This is a genomic window from Streptomyces sp. CCM_MD2014 (genome assembly GCF_000772045.1).
In the GTDB taxonomy this organism is placed as follows: domain Bacteria; phylum Actinomycetota; class Actinomycetes; order Streptomycetales; family Streptomycetaceae; genus Streptomyces; species Streptomyces salinarius.
The window spans coordinates 2,336,104-2,356,170 of sequence record NZ_CP009754.1; the positions used below are offsets into that span (position 1 = coordinate 2,336,104).

The 20,067-nt window shown below is 71.8% G+C and carries 16 protein-coding genes; 7 read left to right on the top strand and 9 right to left on the bottom strand.

The annotated features are described in order from the left end of the window. Position 1: 1 nt before the first annotated feature. Positions 2–1,105: a CobW family GTP-binding protein gene (locus NI25_RS10090; protein WP_061442142.1), complete on the bottom strand. Its 1,104-nt coding sequence runs from the start codon at positions 1,103–1,105 to the stop codon at positions 2–4. Positions 1,106–1,423: 318 nt separating this feature from the next. Between NI25_RS10090 and NI25_RS10095 the strand changes: the two genes are divergently transcribed. Together NI25_RS10095 and NI25_RS10100 are read left to right on the top strand one after the other, a co-directional pair. Continuing rightward, complete coding sequence (locus NI25_RS10095) at positions 1,424–2,002, top strand: DUF6082 family protein (RefSeq protein WP_061442143.1); 579 nt, start codon at positions 1,424–1,426, stop codon at positions 2,000–2,002. 100 nt (positions 2,003–2,102) lie between these two features. Then, positions 2,103–2,339 (top strand): hypothetical protein, encoded by a 237-nt coding sequence (locus tag NI25_RS10100; RefSeq protein ID WP_079187841.1) that lies wholly within the window; start codon positions 2,103–2,105, stop codon positions 2,337–2,339. Positions 2,340–2,477: 138 nt separating this feature from the next. On the opposite strand, the gene NI25_RS10105 is transcribed toward NI25_RS10100, so the two are convergent. Then, a complete protein-coding gene (locus tag NI25_RS10105; RefSeq protein WP_061442144.1) occupies positions 2,478–3,650 on the bottom strand; it encodes a citrate synthase/methylcitrate synthase in 1,173 nt (390 codons plus the stop codon). Positions 3,651–3,783: 133 nt separating this feature from the next. Here NI25_RS10105 and NI25_RS10110 point away from each other — a divergent pair, with 133 nt between their 5' ends. From NI25_RS10110 to NI25_RS10125, 4 genes are all read left to right on the top strand, one after another. After that, entirely contained in the window at positions 3,784–5,049 is a 1,266-nt protein-coding gene (locus NI25_RS10110) for a citrate synthase (protein WP_061442145.1), read from the top strand. A 54-nt stretch (positions 5,050–5,103) separates the two neighbouring features. Then, positions 5,104–6,051: a sucrase ferredoxin gene (locus NI25_RS10115; protein ID WP_061442146.1), complete on the top strand. Its 948-nt coding sequence runs from the start codon at positions 5,104–5,106 to the stop codon at positions 6,049–6,051. A 133-nt stretch (positions 6,052–6,184) separates the two neighbouring features. Continuing rightward, complete coding sequence (locus NI25_RS10120) at positions 6,185–7,927, top strand: ATP-binding protein (protein WP_078884580.1); 1,743 nt, start codon at positions 6,185–6,187, stop codon at positions 7,925–7,927. Further along, complete coding sequence (locus NI25_RS10125; protein WP_061442148.1) at positions 7,924–8,604, top strand: response regulator; 681 nt, start codon at positions 7,924–7,926, stop codon at positions 8,602–8,604. The genes NI25_RS10120 and NI25_RS10125 overlap by 4 nt, the downstream gene beginning before the upstream one ends. A gap of 38 nt (positions 8,605–8,642) precedes the next feature. On the opposite strand, the gene NI25_RS10130 is transcribed toward NI25_RS10125, so the two are convergent. The 3 genes from NI25_RS10130 to NI25_RS10140 form a co-directional block, all read right to left on the bottom strand. Then, positions 8,643–10,235 (bottom strand): cation acetate symporter, encoded by a 1,593-nt coding sequence (locus NI25_RS10130; RefSeq protein WP_061442149.1) that lies wholly within the window; start codon positions 10,233–10,235, stop codon positions 8,643–8,645. Further along, the gene (locus tag NI25_RS10135) at positions 10,232–10,825 is read right to left on the bottom strand and encodes a DUF485 domain-containing protein (protein WP_061442150.1); all 594 of its coding nucleotides are present in this window, start codon (positions 10,823–10,825) and stop codon (positions 10,232–10,234) included. Before NI25_RS10135 ends, NI25_RS10130 begins: the two co-directional genes overlap by 4 nt. Positions 10,826–10,968: 143 nt before the next feature. Then, positions 10,969–13,092: a DNA gyrase/topoisomerase IV subunit B gene (locus NI25_RS10140; protein WP_061442151.1), complete on the bottom strand. Its 2,124-nt coding sequence runs from the start codon at positions 13,090–13,092 to the stop codon at positions 10,969–10,971. A 440-nt stretch (positions 13,093–13,532) separates the two neighbouring features. Between NI25_RS10140 and NI25_RS10145 the strand changes: the two genes are divergently transcribed. Further along, positions 13,533–13,763: a DUF7455 domain-containing protein gene (locus tag NI25_RS10145; protein ID WP_007445070.1), complete on the top strand. Its 231-nt coding sequence runs from the start codon at positions 13,533–13,535 to the stop codon at positions 13,761–13,763. Positions 13,764–13,875: 112 nt separating this feature from the next. Here NI25_RS10145 and NI25_RS10150 read toward each other — a convergent pair whose 3' ends face one another. The 4 genes from NI25_RS10150 to NI25_RS10165 form a co-directional block, all read right to left on the bottom strand. Further along, a complete protein-coding gene (locus tag NI25_RS10150; RefSeq protein WP_061442152.1) occupies positions 13,876–14,733 on the bottom strand; it encodes a S1 family peptidase in 858 nt (285 codons plus the stop codon). A 153-nt stretch (positions 14,734–14,886) separates the two neighbouring features. Continuing rightward, complete coding sequence (locus NI25_RS10155; RefSeq protein ID WP_061446853.1) at positions 14,887–16,419, bottom strand: RNA polymerase sigma factor; 1,533 nt, start codon at positions 16,417–16,419, stop codon at positions 14,887–14,889. Between the two features lie 428 nt (positions 16,420–16,847). Beyond that, positions 16,848–17,735, bottom strand: a complete 888-nt coding sequence (whiH, locus tag NI25_RS10160; protein ID WP_061442153.1) for a sporulation transcriptional regulator WhiH — start codon at positions 17,733–17,735, stop codon at positions 16,848–16,850. A gap of 161 nt (positions 17,736–17,896) precedes the next feature. Beyond that, a complete protein-coding gene (locus NI25_RS10165) occupies positions 17,897–19,978 on the bottom strand; it encodes an ATP-binding cassette domain-containing protein (protein WP_061442154.1) in 2,082 nt (693 codons plus the stop codon). Between the last annotated feature and the right edge of the window lie 89 nt (positions 19,979–20,067).

The window sequence follows — 20,067 nt, forward strand, 5'->3', positions numbered from 1 at the left end:
CCTACGGGACGTCCGGCGGCTCCTGGCCGTCGGGCTCCTCGCCGTCGGGCACGTAGCGCAGGACGCCCCACATGCCGTGTTCGTCGGCGGGCGGGGCGTCGGCGTCCCGGCGGCACGCGGCGAGTTCCTCGCCGAGGGCGGCCGTGTCGATGCCGGTGCCGATGAGGACGAGCTGGGTCCGGCGGACGCCGGTGACTCCGTCGGTGCCGGTGGCCTCGGTGGCGGCCCAGGGTTCCGGGTAGAAGCGCAGGAAGCGTCCGACGGCGTGGACGGCGTACCGGTTCCGCGTGTCGTACGGGCCGAAGTCGACGTATCCCTTGATGCGGTACAGACCCTCGGGCCGGCTGTCGAGGAAGCGCATCAGCCGGCGCGGGTCGAGCGGGCGGTCGGAGACGAACGACAGGGTGTCGTAGGCGGCGTGCAGGTGTCCGGCGTGCGCGCCGCCCCCGGAGTGGTCGTGCAGGTCGTCGAAGGACAGCTGCCCCACCCGCTCCTCGCTGGGCCGGCAGTCGTAGAGGAACTCGGGGTCGACACGGCCGTAGGTCGCCGGTACGACGGCGGCGCCGTCGCCGAGCGACCGGACCAGGGCGAGCACACGCTCCGGGTCGGGGGCACGGTCGGTCTTGTTGACCACGACCAGGTCGGCGAGGGCCAGATGCCGGTCGATCTCGGGGTGCTTGGCGCGGGTGTCGTCGAACTCCGCGGCGTCGACGACCTCGACGAGACCGCCGTAGACGACCCGCGGCTGCTCGCTGGCGAGCAGCATGCGCACCAGCTCCTGCGGTTCGGCGAGGCCGCTGGCCTCGATGACGATGACGTCGATGCCTGCCTCGGGCCGGGCCAGCCGCTCCAGGTACCCGTCGAGTTCGCTCGCGTCGACGGCACAGCACAGGCATCCGTTGCCCAGCGACACGGTGGAGTCGCCGAGGGCGCCCGCGACGGCCATCGCGTCGATCTCGATCGAGCCGAAGTCGTTGACGATGGCGCCGATACGGCTGCCTCCGCTGCGGTGGAGGAGGTGGTTGAGCAGGGTCGTTTTCCCGGAGCCGAGGAATCCGGCGAGTACGACGACCGGGATCTGCTGCGGAGTCGGGCGCTGCCCCACCGTGCGACCTCTCTCTCACCCACGCGTACGCCGGCCCGTGGCAGGGCGTACATCCACGTACGGAATTGCCTGCTCAGGATACGAGCCGGCGCAGTACCCGCGGAGTGAACGATTGTTAGCAGCACTTGATGGGCAGACGTTTTGCATGGCGCCGGACCGTGCGACCCTCGCTTCCCTCCGTGCGCCGCCTCTCCGCCTCCCCGTCGATCAGAGCCGCTCGGCACTCTGGAGGCGGCAGCACCACGCATCGCTCGCCGGTCCCCGTCAGCCGACCCGCACTCGACGACCGGTGGGCGGTCGCCTGATTCGGGGGTTGACATGGCCACACGGAAGAACGTCACGGGGAGGTTCTGCTCCGCCACGGCCGGGATGCTGGTCGCCACGGCGGGGCTGACACTGGCCGCGCGCCAGCGGCGACTGGAGGCGGAACGCCTCGGTCTCAGGCGGCTGGAACTGGAGGAAGCGGCCTCCCGGCGCAGGGCACTGGCCCACCAGCAGCGCATGCACTGGGAACTGCTCACGAGGGCGATGGACGACGCGTCCCTGGCTGCCGTGATCGACACCTACGACAAGGACATCCCCGCGGAGAAGCGGCGCCAGTTCTTCTACGCCAACGCCTGGTACGTCAACCTCTACTACCTTTACGAAGCGGGCCTGCTGGACCAGCAGGAGCTGTTCGGGCGCCTGCGTGAGATCTTCCAGACGCCCCTGATGCGGGAGTACTGGGAGGCGTCCAGGGCGCAGCGCGCGACGCTGGACGAGTCGTCCGACGAGAGGCGGATCGGGGCCATGGTGGACGGCCTGATCATGGAACTGGACGAGGCGGACACGGACGAGTGGTGGGTGGTCGGCACGCCTCCGCCCGCCTGGGAGGGCACCTCGTCCTCGGGCGAGTGAACCTCTCGCCACATTTCGGCCATGCGGTCACACGGGACGCACTGATCACAGTACGGTGCTGCCGACCAGCGTGCCCAACCCGTGTAAGGACCGGTACCCCTTGAAGATCGTGCGCCGCATCGGTGTGCCTCCGAGCTCGCGTGGCAGTACGTCGGGAGCCAACTGCCCGGATCTGTTCGAACTGAGCGACGGCAATTTCGCCGTGATCGGTACGGAGGCCACCGAGGCCCTCGAGCGTGAGCTGCCCGCCGACGCTTCCCGGGCCGACTACGAACGCATCGTGGTCATCAGCCGGGAGACCCTCATCCGGGCCAAGGCGGACATCCCCGACGCCTGACGTCAGCCGTGTCCTTGGCCGTCCCCGCCGCCGATCGCGCACGGACCCCACTCCCGGCGAGCAACCCGGCACCCCGTCCTTGCTCGACGCTCCCCGACCTGGCCTGGCGCCCGAACGGCACCAGGCCGCTCGCTTTCCTCAGGCCACCGCCGGTACGCCGACCGGCGCTCCCGGCCCCACATACCGGGCCGCAGGCCGGATGATCTTCGAGTCGCGCGCCTGCTCCAGGATGTTCGCGCTCCAGCCCACCACCCGCGCCGCCGCGAACGTCGGCGTGAACATCTCACGGGGCAGACCGCACAGCTCCATGACCACGCCCGCGTAGAACTCGACGTTGGTGTGCAGTTCGCGCCCCGGTTTCAGCTCCGCGAGGATCGCCTCGACCTGCCGCTCCACCTCGACGGCGAACTCCACCCGCGGACCGCCGAACCGCTGCGCCACCTCCCGCAGCATCCGCGAGCGCGGGTCCTCCGTGCGGTAGACCGCGTGGCCGAAGCCCATGATGCGCTCACCGGCGAGCACCCGCTCGCGGATCCACCCGTCGATGCGGTCGGGCGTGCCGATCGCGTCCAGGGTGTCCAGCGCCCGGCTGGGCGCGCCGCCGTGCAGCGGGCCGGACAGCGCGGACACCGCCCCGGCCAGACACGCCGCCACGTCCGCACCCGTCGACGCGATGACCCGTGCGGTGAAGGTGGACGCGTTGAACCCGTGGTCAATGGTGGAGATCAGGTACTGCTCGACCGCGCGCGTGCGCACCTCGTCCGGCTCGGCACCGGTCACCATGTAGAGGTAGTTCGCCGCGTACGACAGGTCCTCGCGGGGTTCCACCGGCTCGAGCCCCCGCCCCAGCCGGTACAGGGCGGCGAGCAGTGTCGGCACGGCCGCGGCTGCGACCAGGGTGTCCTGCCGGCGCTGGTCCGCCGACAGGTCGTACACCGGTCTGAAGCCCAGGGCCGCGCCCAGCAGGGACAGACCCGTGCGCATCCCCGCGAGCGGCCCGGAGCGCCCGCCGGCCGCGGCGATGGCGGGCAGTGCCTCGCGCACCGTGCCGGGGAGCCTTCGCATCGCCGCCGTCTCGGCGGCGAAGGCGGCGCCGCGCCGTGCGTCGGGGAGTTCTCCGTGGACCAGGAGATGCCAGACATCCTCGAAGCCGCGGTTCTGCGCGAGCTCGACGGCCGAGTACTGCCGGTAGTGGTAGAAGCCCTCGAGCCCTCGCACGTCGCCGACCTCGGTGTCGGCCACCACGACACCGGCGAGTCCGCGCGGCACCTCGACGAGCGATGCGGGGGCTGCGGTCCTATTGACGGACATGATTACCTCCTCGAACTTGATACAACTGTCCATACTTGACTGCAACCCTGTCAATATTGATTGAATCCAAGTTGAATCAATGGGTCTGCTCCATGGCTCAACACAACCCCCCTCCGACGGATACGGTGACCCCATGCGTGATCAAGAGCCCGGCCGTCCCGACGCCGGCGAGCGGCGCCTGACCACCCGGGAGGCGGCCGAACTGCTCGGGGTGAAACCCGAGACCGTCTACGCGTATGTGAGCCGCGGCCAGCTCGGCAGCCGGCGCACGCCCGGCACGCGGGGCAGCACCTTCGACGCCGAGGAGGTCCGGGCCCTCGCCCGGCGCAACCGGCGCGACGGCGGCGGCCCCGCGGCCTCGGCCGCCGGTCAGGAGCTGACCGTGCGCACCCGCCTCACGCTCATCGAGAGCGACCGGTACTACTACCGGGGCGTCGACGCGGTCGAACTCGCCGCACGCCACACCTACGAGGAGGTGGCCGAGTGGCTCTGGACCGGGCAGCTGCGTCCGGGCACCGCCTTCTCGGCGCCGGAACCCTCCGTGACCGCTGCCCGCCGGGCCGTCGACGCCCTGCCCGAACACGCCGGCCCCGCCGACCGGCTCCGCGTGGCGGCGATCGCCGCCGCGGTCGCGGACCCGCTCCGCTTCGACCTGTCGGAGGGTGCGGTGCTGGGCACGGCCCGCATCCTCGTCCCCACCCTCGTCGCCGCGCTGCCCCCGGTACTGCGCGACGGTGACGACCGGGCCCCGATCGCCCACCGCCTGTGGACCCGGCTCAGCGGGCGAGAGGCCGACGAGCCGACGCTGCGCGCCCTCGACACGGCGCTCTGCCTCCTCGTCGACCACGATCTGGCGGCCTCCACGCTCGCCGTGCGCGTCGCCGCTTCGGCACGGGCCCACGCCTACGCCGCGGTGTCCGCCGGGCTCGGCGTCGTCGAGGGACCGCTGCACGGCGCCGCCGGAGGACTCGCCCACCGGATGCTGCTGGACGTGCTCGAACTGGGCAGCGCGGGTCCGGTGGTCGCGGAGGAACTGCGGGCCGGCCGGCGCGTCCCGGGACTCGGCCACCGGCTCTACCCCGGTGAGGACCCACGCGCGGGTGCCCTGTTCGCACTCCTGGAGGACATCCCCCGGGCGGCGCCCGCGCTCGCGGCGGCCAGGGACATCCAGGCCACCGCTGCCCGGCACACCCCGCTGCACGCCAACGTCGACCTGGCGCTCGCCGTGCTCACCGCGTCGTCCGGCATGGCACCCACCGCGGCCGAGACGATCTTCGCGGTGGCCCGTACGGCGGGCTGGATCGCGCACGCCCTGGAGGAGTACGGGGAGCGCCCCCTGCGGATGCGGCCGAGCGGGCTGTACTCCGGTCCCAGGCCGCCGCGCCCCCTACCGGAGTAGCGTCCGGGCGCGGCTGGACGTCGCCGTGGCGCAAGTCAGGTTAGGCTCACCTCTGTGAGTACGTGCTCAGTGGTCTCCCGGGACCTCGACGAGCCCCTTACGGGCACCGCACCCGTCGCGAGGACCTGGTTGCTGCTCGAACAGCCCGGCCCGTGGGGCGCCAAGGCGCTCACCTCGAGCCACCTGGACCCCGCGCTGGGGCGTGCCCTGGACGCGGCGGCGAGGGGGACGGGCGTGCGCATCGCGCTCATCCGCCGCCCCGGGCGCCACGCGGACCGGGGCACGCCCGCCGAGCGCAGGGTGTACGCGGCGCACACCGTGCCGGGCAACGTGTGGCTGCACGGGACCGCGATCGGGGACCCCCGCCGGCTGCTCGGCCTAGATTTCGCGGCACTCGGCCGGGGCGACCACCACACCTTCGACTCGGTGCTGGACGGCGCCCCCCACCAGGGCGATCCGCTCGCGCTCGTCTGCACCAACGGCAAACGCGACCGGTGCTGCGCGCTCCTCGGCAGGCCGCTGGCGGCCGAGATCGCCGCCTCCGGAGCCGACGGCGTCTGGGAAGTCACCCACCTGGGAGGCCACCGCTTCTCGCCGACCGTGCTGGTACTGCCGCACGGCTACGTCTACGGGCGCATCCAGGCACACGCCGTCAAGGAGATCCTGCACCGTGCGCGGGAGGACCGGATCGTCGTGGAGGGCTGCCGCGGGCACTCCGCCTGGGAGCGCCCGGGCCAGGCGGCCGAGCTGGCCCTGCGGTCGGCCGTCGCCGAGGACGCGGCGCAGGCACTGACGGTCGTACGGACGGACGGCGCCGCACCGCGCTGGGAGGTGACCCTGTCCCACTCCGACGGCCGGCGCTGGCGGGTCACCGTCGCACAAGGGGCCTCGGCACCCCCGCGACCGGAGAGCTGCGGAGCGTCGGTGCTGGGCTCGCCGGCGCGGATGGAGGTCACGTCGGTGCGCGAGCTGCCGGTGCCGGCGGCGGCACTGGCGAGCTGAGGCGCGGACGACCCTGGAAGCCGGCCGCAGCTCGGCGGCCCTCTCGGCCGCCAACGCGGGCAGAGCCGCCGGGCGGGAGATACACGCCACACCCCGCTCCGGCCGGCCGTGGTCCCCACGTACCGTCGTGGCCATGAGCTCCACTGCCCCCGTACGCCGACGGCGCCTGGGCCTGCCGCGGCGGGTGTTCTCGCAGGTGCTGCTGATGCAGCTGGCGATCGCCGCGGGCGTCGCCGTACTCGCGACCGGACTGTTCCTGGCACCGCTCGGGGACCAGCTGGACGACCAGGCGATGCGCCGGGCGCTGGCGATCGCGCAGACCACCGCGCAGCAACCGCAGGTGGTGCGGGACCTGCGGACCACCCGGCCGGCGGCGGACGGTCCGGTGCAGCGGGAGGCGGAGCGGGTGCGCAGGGCCACCAAGGCGGAGTACGTCGTCGTGATGGACCGCGAGGGGGTGCGCTGGTCGCACACCGACCCGGAGCGGATCGGCCAGGTCGTCTCGACCGACCCGGGGCAGGCCCTGGCGGGACGCGAGGTCATGGAGATCGACAACGGCACCCTGGGCCGTTCCGCCCGCGGGAAGGTCCCCTTGCGCGACAGCGACGGCGCGATCGTAGGGGCGGTCTCGGTGGGCATCGCCTACGACAGCGTGCGGGCGCGGCTGATCCACGCCATCCCCGGCCTGTTCGCGTACGCCGGGGGCGCGCTGGCCGTCGGTGCCCTGGCGTCCTGGATCATCTCGCGCCGGGTGCAGCGGCAGACCCGGGACCTGGCCTTCTCGGACATCGCGGGGCTGCTGGCGGAGCGCGAGGCCATGCTGCACGGCATCCGGGAGGGTGTCGTCGCCCTCGACCGCGGGGGCCGGGTCCGCCTGCTCAACGACGAGGCGCAGCGCCTCCTGGGCATCGGCGGCGAGGCCGTCGGCCGTTTCCCCGACGAGGCGCTCGGCCCGGGCCGTACGGCCGACGTCCTGGCCGGCCGGGTGACCGGTACCGACCTGCTGACCGTGCGCGGCCAGCGGGTCCTGGTCGCCAACCGGATGCCCACCGACGACGGCGGGGCCGTCGCCACGCTGCGCGACCGCACCGAGCTGGAGCAGCTCGGCCGGGAGCTGGACTCCACGCGCGGCCTGATCGACGCCCTGCGCGCACAGGACCACGAGCACGCCAACCGCATGCACACCCTGCTGGGGCTGCTGGAACTGGAGATGTACGACGACGCCGTGGAGTTCGTCGGCGAGGTGGTCGGCGACCACCGGGTCACCGCGGAACAGATCACCGAGCGGATCCGGGACCCCCTGCTCGCCGCCCTGCTGGTCGGCAAGGCGGCCGTCGCGGCCGAACGCGGAGTCGCCCTGTGGGTCTCTGACCGGTCGCGGCTGCCCGACCGCCTGGTCGATCCCGGGGGCCTCGTCACCATCGTCGGCAACCTGGTCGACAACGCCCTCGACGCCACCGCCGGGACCCCGCACGCGCGCGTGGAGGTCGAACTGCGCACCGAGGGACGCGCCGCCACGCTCACGGTGCGGGACACGGGGCCCGGCATACCGGCGGACCACCGTGAGCTGGTGTTCACGACGGGCTGGTCCACCAAGGAGGCGCCGGCCCACCGCGAGCGCGGCATCGGACTCCCGCTGGTGCGCCGCCTCGCCGAGCGGCAGGGTGGCAGTGCGACGGCCGGGGAGGCGAGCGGCGGGGGCGCGGAGTTCGTCGTAGCCCTGCCGGAGGCTCTGACGGAACCCGAACCGGAACCGGGACCCGAACCGGAACCGGGAGCGAAGCCGCAGCCGGTATCGGCACCGGCGCCGGGCCCGGGCCCGGAAGCCGCCCCCACCACCTCTGTGACCACCGCTGCCGAGAAGGAGTCCCGATGATCGAGGTCCTGGTCGTGGACGACGACACGCGGGTCGCGCGCGTCAACGCCGCGTACGTCGAGAAGGTGCCGGGCTTCCACGTCGCCGGCGAGGCGCACAGCGCACTGGAGGCGCTGGCCGCGGTGGAGCGGCTGCCCCGCCTGGACCTGATCCTGCTGGACCACTACCTGCCCGACCGGACCGGTCTGGAGGTCGTCGGGGAGATGCGTCGGAGAGGACTCCAGACCGACGTCATCATGGTGACGGCCGCCCGGGACGTGTCGACCGTCCAGGCGGCGATGCGCCAGGGCGCTCTCCAGTACCTGGTGAAACCGTTCGCCTTCGCCGGTCTGCGCGCCAAGCTGGAGGCGTACGCGCAGCTGCGCCGCACCCTCGACGGGGGCGGTGAGGCGGAACAGGCCGAGGTCGACCGGATCTTCGGCGCCCTGTCGGCACCGTCCGAGCCCGGACTGCCCAAGGGGCACTCCCCCACCACCGCCGAGCTGGTCCGCCAGTGCCTGCTGAAGGCCGACGGGCCGCTCTCCGCCCAGGAGATCGCCGAGCGGACCGGGGTGAGCCGCCAGACCGCGCAGCGCTATCTGAAGCTTCTGGAACGCACCGGGCGGGCCGTACTGACCCTCAAGTACGGCGAGGCGGGCCGCCCCGAGCACCGCTACGCGTGGGCGACGCGCGCCTGAACCACTGTCGAGCACCCGGGTCCTGGGGGTCGCCGCCCCTACACGGCCCCCGCCCCGGTCAGCGACCGCACCTCGGTCTCGGCGTGCCTGGCCTCGTCCGGGACCTCCGGCGAGGTGGCCGTGCCGAGCCAGCCGGCGAGGAAGCCCAGCGGGATCGAGACGAGACCGGGGTTCTGCAGCGGGAAGTACTGGAAGTCGAGGCCCGGGAAGAGTGACTGCGGGCTGCCGGAGACCACCGGGGACAGCAGTACGAGGACCACGGACGGCACCAGACCGCCGTAGACCGCCCACACCGCACCCCGGGTGGTGAAGCCGCGCCAGAACAGCGAATAGAGCAGCACCGGCAGATTGGCTGAGGCGGCCACGGCGAAGGCGAGGCCCACCAGGAAGGCGACGTTGAGGTCGCGGGCGAGCAGGCCCAGCCCGATCGCGACGGCGCCGATGCCGACGGCGGCGACCCGCGCCACGGCGACCTCGCTGCGCGGCTCGGAGCGGCGCCGCCGCAGGGAGGCGTACAGGTCGTGGGCGACGGACGCCGAGGAGGCCAGGGTGATGCCGGCGACCACCGCGAGGATGGTGGCGAACGCGACGGCGGCGACGACGGCGAACAGGACCGTGCCGCCGGTGGACTGCGCGCCGCCGCCCAGGTCCAGGGCGAGCAGCGGCACCGCCGTGTTCCCGGCGGCGTTCGACGCGCGGACGGCGTCGGAGCCGACCAGAGCGGCGGCACCGAATCCCAGCACGATCGTCATCAGGTAGAAGCCGCCGATGAGGCCGATCGACCAGACCACGGACCGCCGCGCCGCCCGTGCGGTGGGCACGGTGTAGAAGCGGGACAGGATGTGCGGCAGCCCGGCCGTGCCGAGCACCAGGGCGAGCCCCAGGCTGATGAAGTCGAAGCGGGAGACCCAGTCCCCGCCGTAGGCCAGGCCGGGCGCGAGGAACGCGTCGCCGTGGCCGCTGCGCTCGGCCGCCGTGCGCAGCAGCCGGTCGACGTCGCCGTGGAAGCGCACCAGGACGAGCGTGGTCAGCGTCACGGTGCCGCCCAGCAGCAGGACCGCCTTGACGATCTGGATCCAGGTGGTGGCCCGCATCCCGCCCAGCGACACGTAGATCACCATGAGGGCGCCGACGCCGATGACGGTCCACGTCCGCGCTGCCTCGCTCGTCCCGCCCAGGAGCAGTGCGACGAGACTGCCCGCGCCCACCATCTGCGCCACGAGGTACAGGACGGAGACGGTGACCGAGGACGTCCCCGCCGCGATGCGTACCGGCCGCTCCCTCATCCGGGCGGCCACGACGTCGGCGAGGGTGAACCGCCCGCAGTTGCGCACGAGTTCGGCGACGAGGAACAGGACGACGAGCCAGGCCACGAGGAAGCCCACCGAGTAGAGCATGCCGTCGTAGCCGTAGAGGGCGATGAGCCCCGAGATGCCGAGGAAGGAAGCGGCCGACATGTAGTCGCCCGAGATGGCAAAACCGTTCTCCATCGGAGAGAAGAGGCGGCCGCCCGCGTAGAACTCCTCCGCCGAGCCGTGCCGGTGGCGGCCCACCCAGGTGGTGATGGCGAGCGTGACGGCGACGAACGTGCTGAACAACAGCAGCGCCAGCGTCTGGTGATCACCCGTCACGACGCACCGCCCCGTGCACCGCGCGTCAGTTCCTGGGTGTCCCAGCGCAGTTCGAGCGCGGCGCGGTCCCTGCGCAGGCGGGCATGGCGGGTGTAGGCCCAGGTGAGCAGGAAAGTGGTGAGGAACTGGCCGAGGCCGGCGACCATCGCGACGTTCACCGCTCCGGCCACCGGCCGGGCCATCAGGGCGGGGGCCGTCGTGGCGGCCACCACGTAGGCGACGTACCACAGGAAGAAGGCGGCGACCGCCGGGACCACGAACCCGCGGTACCGGCTGCGGACCTCCCGGAAGGCCGCGCTGCGCTGGACCTCCAGGTACACGTCGGCCGCGGCCCGGGACGGCTCCGCCGCCGGTTCCCGGCGCATCGCCGGCACGGCCGGCTCGGGGGCTCCGGGGCCGGCCGACTCGCCCCAGCCGGAGGCGAGCGCGTCGTACCACGGGTCGTCGTACCGCAGATCCTCGTGCCGCGGCTCGGCGTACCGCGGGCCGGGGGCCGTCTCGACGTGGCCCCTGCCCGGCGCTGCGCGGTGGCCGGCCGCGCTTTCGGGACCGCCCCCGGCGCCGCGGGGCCGATCGTTGCTTGACTGCATGCCCAAGGATGGACAGAACGGGAAGATCCCCGGCTCCGCTTCCCCGGGCACTTCACCCCATCAGGTGATTCCCCCTGAGGGCTCCCTCTGGCCGGACCGGCCCCGGGTATCGCTCCCGGGCCCGGTCCGGCCATCGGGCGTGGTCACGCGTCGATGCGCGAGCGGTCCAGCGTCGCGGCCGAGCTGGAGATGAACTCCTTGCGGGGAGCGACGTCGTTGCCCATCAGCAGGTCGAAGACCTGCTCTGCGGAGTCGAGATCCGTGAGGTTGATCCGGCGCAGGGTGCGGCGCCGGGGGTCCATGGTCGTCTCCGCCAGCTGGTCGGCGTCCATCTCGCCGAGGCCCTTGTAGCGCTGGATGGAGTCCTTGTACCGGATGTTCTTGCTCTGGAACTCCATGAGCTTGTCGCGCAGCTCGCGGTCCGAGTACGTGTAGACGTACTTGTCCTGGCCCTTCTTCGGCTGGATCAGCTCGATGCGGTGCAGCGGCGGCACCGCGGCGAACACCCGGCCCGCCTCCACCATCGGCCGCATGTAGCGGTGGAACAGGGTCAGCAGCAGGGTGCGGATGTGGGAGCCGTCCACATCGGCGTCGGTCATCATGATGATCTTGCCGTAGCGGGCCGCGTCGATGTCGAAGGTACGGCCCGACCCGGCTCCTATGACCTGGATGATCGCCCCGCACTCGGCGTTCTTCAGCATGTCCGTCACGGACGACTTCTGGACGTTGAGGATCTTGCCCCGGATCGGCAGCAGCGCCTGGAACTCGGAGTTCCGGGCGAGCTTGGCCGTGCCCAGCGCGGAGTCGCCCTCGACGATGAACAGCTCGCTGCGGTCGACGTCGTCGCTGCGGCAGTCGGCGAGCTTCGCGGGCAGCGACGAGGACTCCAGGGCCGTCTTGCGACGCTGGGCGTCCTTGTGCTGGCGGGCGGCGATACGGGTGCGGGCCGCGGCGACGGCCTTCTCCATGACCGTCCGGGCCTGCTGGGCCGCGTCGCGCTTGGTCGAGGTCAGGAACGCCTTCAGTTCCTTGCTGATCACGTTGTTCACGATCCGGCGGGCCGCCGAGGTGCCGAGGACCTCCTTGGTCTGGCCCTCGAACTGCGGCTCGGCGAGCCGGACGGTGACGACCGCCGTCAGTCCCTCCAGGGCGTCGTCCTTGACGATGTCGTCCTCGGCGACGCGCAACATCTTCTTGGCGCGCAGCACCTCGTTCATCGTCTTGGCCACCGCCTGCTCGAAGCCGGCGACGTGGGTGCCGCCCTTCGGCGTGGCGATGATGTTGACGAACGACCTGAGCGTGGTGTCGTACCCGGTGCCCCAGCGCAGCGCGACGTCGACACCGAGGTCGCGGGTGACCTCGGTGGGCGTCATCTGCCCCTCCTCGTCCAGAACCGGGACCGTCTCCTTGAAGGAGCCCTGACCGCTGAAGCGGAGAGTGTCGCAGACGGGCCGGTCGCTGGCCAGGAACTCGCAGAACTCGCTGATGCCCCCGTCGAAGCGGAACGACTCCTCGCCCTTGCTGCCACCGTCGCCGAGGCCGAACTCGTCCCGCACGACGATGGTCAGCCCGGGCACCAGGAACGCGGTCTGGCGGGCCCGCTGGTGCAGCGTGTCCAGGGAGAGCTTGGCGTCCTTGAGGAAGATCTGCCGGTCCGCCCAGTACCGCACGCGCGTGCCGCTGCGGCTCTTGGGGATCTTCTTGACCTTGCGCAGCCCGTTCCCGGCGTCGAACTTGGCGTCCGGGCCCGTCTTGGCGAACGTGCCCGGCACCCCGCGGCGGAAACTGATCGCGTGGGTGTGCCCGCCGCGGTCCACCTCGATGTCCAGACGGGCGGACAGGGCGTTCACCACGGAGGCGCCCACGCCGTGCAGACCGCCGGAGGCGGCGTAGGAGCCGCCGCCGAACTTGCCGCCGGCGTGCAGCTTGGTCATGACGACCTCGACGCCGGACAGGCCGGTCTTGGGCTCGACGTCGACCGGGATGCCCCGGCCGTTGTCCCGGACCTCCACCGAGGCGTCGTCGTGGAGGATCACCTCGATGTGGTCGCAGTAACCGCCCAGGGCCTCGTCGACGGAGTTGTCGATGATCTCCCACAGGCAGTGCATCAGACCGCGGCTGTCGGTGGATCCGATGTACATGCCCGGACGCTTGCGCACGGCCTCGAGCCCCTCGAGGACGAGCAGGTGCCGCGCGGTGTAGTTGGATCCGTCCCGGTCTGCTCCTGCCAGCAGCGCAGTGGACGGCACGGATGTCTCGGCGGTCACGCGGTTCGCTCCTCGCTGAATTTCAGATGGGGCCCCGCTGGGTAAGGGCGTGGCTCGGTTCACCGGTCAGAGGGTACCGAGGCCTGGTAGAGCCGTTGTAACGCCACCCTCGTCACCGAACCACCCTAGTCCACGGTCGCATACATGTTCGATCCCTCGATGGGGTGAAGCACACATCACGTTCCCTTCGAGGCATGAACCATTTAGGCTCCGGGCACGTCCTCATGAACAAACCGGCAACCCAGCCGGCGGGACCGACACTGACCGACCGCGCGAACCCGTACGACACACAGACACGCAATACGGCACATTCGCCGCCAATCGGCAACAGCCGGCCCCTCGGAAAGTTTTTTCGAGGAAAAGCCACGAGCGGGAACGTTTTGGGGCTGGTTGGATGTTGACCCTGGTACGACAGCTCGTCGAGCTAGAGAAGAGGCGACGTGACTACTGTTCTGACTTCCGCAAGCCCGCTGACGGCCGCCGATCGCTGCGACCGCTGCGGCGCCCAGGCATACCTGCGCGTCGTCCTGCTGAGCGGCGGAGAACTGCTCTTCTGCGCCCACCACGGTCGCAAGTTCGAGCCGGAACTCAAGAAGATCGCCGCTGAGATACAGGACGAGACGGAGCGGCTGACGGCCGTTCCGGCTTCCTCCGCCGAGGAAGAGCGCTGAATCCAACGCGCCCGACGACGAGCCGAATCGGCACAGGCCGATGAGCGGGCGGCCGCCTCCGTACCCCGGAGGCGGCCGCCCGTACTCGTGTCCGGCGGGCTCTCAGCGGCCGTCAGACGCCCCCGCGCTGCTTTGCGGCCGCGCCGTCCCACCCCAGCGTCCGCAGTACGGAGGAGACGCGCGTATAGACCCCGGGGCTGCCCGGGCGCCCGCAGCCGCTCCCCCAGGACACCAGACCGATGAGCCTCCCCCGGCCGACCAGCGGCCCTCCGCTGTCCCCCTGGCAGGCGTCGCGGCCCCCGGCCTCCTGCCCGGCACAGAGCATGGTCTCCGGGAGATACCGCCCGTCGTCGTTCCCCGGATACGCCCGCTCGCAGGACGCGTCGGGAAGCACCCGCACCCGGGCCGCGTGCAGGCCGTTCGCGTAGTCACCGGCGCCCGAGGTGTCGCCCCATCCGTAGACGAGGGCATCCGTGTCGGGTGCGTACGCCGGGTCGCCTTCCGCCGCCATCCCTATGACCGAGTCGGCGGGCAGTGCCTCGGAGAGGGTGAGCACCGCGAAGTCGCCCGCGTTGCTTCGGTTGTCGTGCGCCGGGTTCACCCAGACGGAGCGGATCGGGATCTCCTGCCCCCGGTCCGACAGCAGATCGGTCCGGCCGGCGATGACCCGCAGGTCGTCCACCTGTTCCGGCGGCGACCCGAGAACCTCCTCCCCCAGGCAGTGGGCCGCCGTGAGCACGGTGGTCCGGCCGACGGCCACTCCGCCGCAGAACTGCCCCGCGCGCGTACCCCCGAACCGGTCACGACTGGACAGGGCGACGGTCCACGGGCTGTCGGACACCTCGACCGGAAAGCCTCCGACGACGATGCTGTCGGCGGCCGCGGGGGCGGCGGACCCCAGCGGTATCGCGGTCGCGGCGGCCGCCAGCACCAGCGGCCGGGCCAGTGTCCGGGCACAGAGACGACGCATGCGGGCTCCTCACTCCTAGGTGGTCATGAGACACCCAGCGTGATCCAGTGCACCGTCTCGCGCACCCGCTGCTCAGCACGGAGGCCCGGCTCCGCACCTGGCGGAACCGGGCCTCCGTCGCTCGTACCGTCCGCTCGGACGGCCTGCTGCGACCTAGTCGAGGTAGTCGCGCAGCACCTGGGAGCGCGACGGGTGACGCAGCTTCGACATGGTCTTCGACTCGATCTGGCGGATGCGCTCACGCGTGACGCCGTACACCTTGCCGATCTCGTCGAGGGTCTTCGGCTGACCGTCGGTGAGACCGAAACGCATGGAGACGACGCCCGCCTCGCGCTCGGACAGGGTGTCGAGCACGGAGTGCAGCTGCTCCTGCAGGAGGGTGAAGCTGACCGCGTCGGCCGGGACGACCGCCTCGGAGTCCTCGATGAGGTCACCGAACTCGCTGTCGCCGTCCTCGCCCAGCGGGGTGTGCAGCGAGATCGGCTCGCGCCCGTACTTCTGGACCTCGATGACCTTCTCCGGGGTCATGTCGAGTTCCTTGGCCAGCTCCTCCGGGGTGGGCTCGCGGCCCAGGTCCTGGAGCATCTGACGCTGCACGCGGGCGAGCTTGTTGATGACCTCGACCATGTGCACCGGGATACGGATGGTGCGGGCCTGGTCGGCCATCGCCCGGGTGATCGCCTGACGGATCCACCAGGTGGCGTACGTGGAGAACTTGTAGCCCTTGGTGTAGTCGAACTTCTCCACCGCGCGGATCAGACCGAGGTTGCCCTCCTGGATGAGGTCCAGGAAGAGCATGCCGCGGCCGGTGTAGCGCTTGGCCAGGGAGACCACCAGACGGAGGTTGGCCTCCAGCAGGTGGTTCTTGGCGCGGCGGCCGTCCTCGGCGATGATCTCCAGCTCGCGCTTGAGCTTGGGCGCCAGCTTGTCGGAGTTCGCCAGCTTGTCCTCGGCGAACAGACCGGCCTCGATGCGCTTGGCGAGCTCGACCTCCTGCTCGGCGTTGAGCAGGGGGACCTTGCCGATCTGCTTGAGGTAGTCCTTGACCGGGTCGGCCGTGGCACCGGCCGCGGCGACCTGCTGGGCCGGCGCGTCGTCCTCGTCCTCGTCGGACAGCACGAAGCCCGCGTTCTCGGTGCCCTCGGGCTCCTCCGCCGTGGCCTTCGGCTCGTCGGTCGCCTCGTCCTCGAGAAGCTCGCCGTCTTCCTTCTTGGCGGTCGTCTTCTTGGCCGCCGTCTTCTTGGCGGTCGCCTTCTTCGCCGTCGCCTTCTTGGCGGTCGTCTTCTTGGCCGCCGCCTTCTTGACGGGTGCCTCTTCCTCGACGGCGGGCTCGGCCGCGGGCGCCGCCGGGGCGGCGGGAGCGGTCGCCTTCCTGCTGGTCACCGTCTTCGCCGCGACCGTCTTCGTGGCGGTGCGCTTGGCGGGACTCTTCGCTGCGACGCTCTTTCGGGTGCGCTTGGGCTCTGCGGCACTGACCATCAGCGTCACACCCTCTTCCTCGAGGATCTGGTTGAGGCTGCGCAGTACGTTCTTCCACTGAGTGGCCGGAATCTGGTCAGCTTCGAAGGCCCGACGCACGTCATCGCCGGCGATCTGCCCCTCAGCCTTTCCCCGCTCAATGAGCGCCATGACAGAGACGGACTCGGCGATCTCCGGCGGGAGCGTACGGGATGTGCTGGCCGACACGAACAACCTCTCGGAACGTTGATAAACGGCTTCCGGCCCCGTCCACGGCGGACGGGAGCCGACCACCGGCTTGGGAATGGGCCGACGGTGCGGGCGGGCCGGGGAGATGCACAGCGCCGTGAACGGCGTCCGTATTCCTTCCGCGGCTGTCACCTCTTAGGTCATCGTGTTGTTCCCAAGAGCGTTACGCCCAATCCGCGTGGCCCGAGTCACACCCCGTAAGCGATCAAAACCGGTCAGATCCGGGCGAACAAGGTCACCAACTCGCGCGTACCGGCTCTGCCGGCACGGCTCATCCTCTCATTCGCACCGTCGGACCCCGGGAGCCACGAGAGGCTCCGCGGGGTCCGACGGTGACGGCGGCGTGCCGGCCACTGCCACAGGAGGGGTATGGCGTGCCCGGACCGCGCCGCTGCGGCGGAAGGCGGTCAGTGCTCGCGCGGGGCGGGCACGACGCGTTCCACCTCGGGGTGGACGGTCAGAAGTTGGCGCATGGCCGCCTCGGCCGCCGCGCCGTCGCCGGTGGCGAGGGCGTCGACGATCCTGCCGTGCTGCGCGAGCGACACGTCGTTCGGCCGGTCACAGCCGGTGACCGGACCGCCGGAGACATGGAGGGCGGCGGAGACGATCCCCGAGAGGTGGTCCAGCATCCGATTGCCCGCGACCTGGATGAGCAGGGTGTGGAACTCGGCATCGGCACGCGAGAAGGTGAGCGCGTCGCCCTGCCCCATGGCGTGCCCCATGATCCCCACCATGTCGGACAGCCGCTGCTGGACGTCCTCACGCCCGTGTCCGGCGGCCAGGCGCGCGGCGAGCGGCTCGATCGTCCAGCGCAGCTCGCTCAGCTCTCGGCGCTGGTCGTCGCGCTGCGGCCCGAAGGCGCGCCATTCGATGATGTCCGGATCGAGGAGATTCCAGTCACTCACGGGGCGCACGCGCGTGCCGACGTTCGGGCGGGCGCTGACCAGCCCTTTCGCCTCCAGCACGCGAAGGGACTCGCGCACCACGGTGCGGGAGACCTCGAAACGCTGCCCGATCTCCTCGGGCACCAGCGGGCGGTCGGCGCCCAGGTCTCCCGAAACGATCATCTGGCCCAGTTGCTGGACGAGTTGCCCGTGCAGCCCGCGGCCACGGTTGCCCGCGGTGCGCCGGCCCACGCGGCCCAGCTCGGGCTCCACCCCTTCCCAGGAGGGCGCTCCGACGCGGTCGACGGCAGGCGTCTCGGCGTACGGGTAGCGGTCGAGTTCGCCCGGGTTCGCGAGGCCGGAGTCGGCGGAACGGGCGGCGGTCATCATGGTGTGCGCAAGGGTACTCACGCATCCTTTGTCGGCGCTGACCCCAACTCCCTTGAGGTCTTTGGTGAAAAGCACACGAAAGGGTGATCGCTCACCCCGTCGCAATTGACGCCTTATCGGAAAGAAATGGGCTTTCCCCGGGGAGTTGCGCACACGGTCGGAACGGAAGGGAGAGACAGGCGTCACCGCACCCTGCTGCGCAGGGTCATGAGCAGATACGCGCAGAGCAGAGCGGTCAGGGACAACGTCATTGCGCCGCCCACGGGTTGGGCGATCAGACGCAGCACCTCCGCCACGTACCGCTCGCCCCCGAACGGCCACTGGGTCAGGAGGACCTCGCGCACCCGCATCGGAAAGCCGGCGGCGGTCCGTACGGACGGGCCCTCCCAGACCTTCTGTACGAGCGGTACGACGACGACCGGAACGGCGACCACGGCCGCCAGCCCGGCGCTGGTGGACCGGAAGACGCCCGCGGCGAGCACTCCGGACCACGCGCACCCGACGACGAGTCCGAGCCAACCGGCGCCCGGCGCGGACCAGTCGGCGGGGAACCCCGCGAGTTCGGAGCCGTAGAAGAGACGCAGCACCGCGGCGTCGCAGCCCACGGTCAGGGCGGCCAGGATCAGTGCGGTGGCCGCGGAGACGAGGAGTTTGGCGGTCAGCAGCCCCATGCGGCGGGGCACGGTGCCGCGGTCCGCGGCGAGGGCGGGGTGGCGGAACTCGTCGCCGAAGGCGAGCGCGCCGAGCAGCCCGGCGCCGAGTGCGGCGGGCGGCAGCGGGAGCTCCCGCGGCCACGCGGCCAGGAGCCGTGCCTGCGGGGTGTGTCCGATCCGGGCGAGGACCACGGCGGTGACGGCGGACACGAGGAGCACGACCGCGCCGGTGACGAAGCCGGTGCCGATGCCCACCGCACGGCGGAGTTCGTACCGCAGGGGCCGGAGGGGGCTGGGGGCGGAACGGACGGAGAGGGGAGGTGGAAGCGGGACGGCCGTGTCCGGGGCCTTCGCCGCACCGGGCGTGAGGGCGCTGAAGGTGCGCGGTGCGCGGTGCGGGGTGAGGTCGGGTGCGGCCGGCCCCGGGGCTTCCGGGGCGCCGTCGGGGGCGCCGTCGGGGGCGCTGTCCGGGACGAGGGCCTGACGGGGCCCGGGGGTCCTGCGGCGGGCCGTCCCGGACGCGGGTCCGTCCGTGTCTGCGTCCGGGGCGGGCGCCCGGCCGGGGCCGGCGGGGGGCTGGGCTTCACGGCGGTGGGCCCGCGCGGCACCGGAAGGAGCGGAGGAGGGGCCGGCGGGCGCGGTGCGGGACGTGCTCGGCGCCCCGGTGACCTGCGCGCGATCGCCCTCACTCTCCTGCCGGTCCCGGTGCCGTGCTGCGGGAACCGCACCGGCTCCGGCTCCCATGTCCCCCACCTCGTCGGCGAGTTGGTGAACGAGGATGCCGTGCCGGAAGGCGGTCTCTCCGATGTCGGCGCACGTACTGCCGTACACCGCGAGCCGGTTGCCGCCCTCGCACACCACCTCGACGGAACGGCGGGCCGTGCGTGCCTCCTTGGTCACCAGGGCGGCAAGGCGTGCGGCGTGCGGAGTGCGGACGGCGACACGGGGACGCAACCGGGTCCGGGAGAACTCCGCGGCCTCCTGGTCGGCCACGACTCTGCCCCGCTCCAGCGTGACGACGTGGTCGGCGTTGCGCGCGGCCTCCTTGGGGTCCGCCGTGCTGAACAGGACGGTGCCGCCCTGGGCGGCGTGGGCGCGCAGCGCGCCGTGCAGCCGTCGGGCGTCGGGGGCGGACAGTGCGCCGGCGGGGTCGTCGAAGACCAGGGTGTGCGGGTCGGGAACGAGCGCGCAGGCCAGGCCGAGCCGTCGGTCCATGCCCCGGGAGAGGGTGCCGAGGCGTTCGTCGCGCAGCCCCTCGAGGCCAACGGATTCCAGGACCTCGTCGGCCCTGCGGGCGGGGACGCCGGCGGCCGCGCACAGCATGCGGAGATGGCCGCGCACCGTACGGGCCGGGTGCCCCGGGACGTCGCCCAGCAGCACGCCGACCTCGTGGGAGGGGTGGGCGATGCGGTGCAGGGGGCGGCCTCTGAAGTAGGTGAGACCCCGGCCGTGCTGGAGCTCGAGCATGAGTCTGAGTGCCGTCGTCTTGCCGGCGCCCGCTGCTCCGAGCAGCGCGGTGACGCGGCCCGCGGGTGCCTCGAACGAGACGTCGTCGACGGCGGGCGGAAGCTCCTTGCGGGGGTTGCTGGTCAGTCCGAAGGCCTGGATCACCCGTAGCAAGATAGCGTGCGATATCCGGTTTTTCGGGCATCGCACGGTCTACCGGCACGGGCACGGCCCCGCAGTCTCGCCCCCTCGTA

What these genes read in the sequence shown, in the direction of transcription:
- NI25_RS10095 (WP_061442143.1), top strand. Translation starts at nt 1,424, where the DNA reads ATGGCCACACGGAAGAACGTCACGGGGAGGTTCTGCTCCGCCACGGCC.
- NI25_RS10105 (WP_061442144.1), bottom strand. Translation starts at nt 3,650, where the DNA reads ATGTCCGTCAATAGGACCGCAGCCCCCGCATCGCTCGTCGAGGTGCCG.
- NI25_RS10110 (WP_061442145.1), top strand. Translation starts at nt 3,784, where the DNA reads ATGCGTGATCAAGAGCCCGGCCGTCCCGACGCCGGCGAGCGGCGCCTG.
- NI25_RS10120 (WP_078884580.1), top strand. Translation starts at nt 6,185, where the DNA reads ATGAGCTCCACTGCCCCCGTACGCCGACGGCGCCTGGGCCTGCCGCGG.
- NI25_RS10125 (WP_061442148.1), top strand. Translation starts at nt 7,924, where the DNA reads ATGATCGAGGTCCTGGTCGTGGACGACGACACGCGGGTCGCGCGCGTC.
- NI25_RS10135 (WP_061442150.1), bottom strand. Translation starts at nt 10,825, where the DNA reads ATGCAGTCAAGCAACGATCGGCCCCGCGGCGCCGGGGGCGGTCCCGAA.
- NI25_RS10150 (WP_061442152.1), bottom strand. Translation starts at nt 14,733, where the DNA reads ATGCGTCGTCTCTGTGCCCGGACACTGGCCCGGCCGCTGGTGCTGGCG.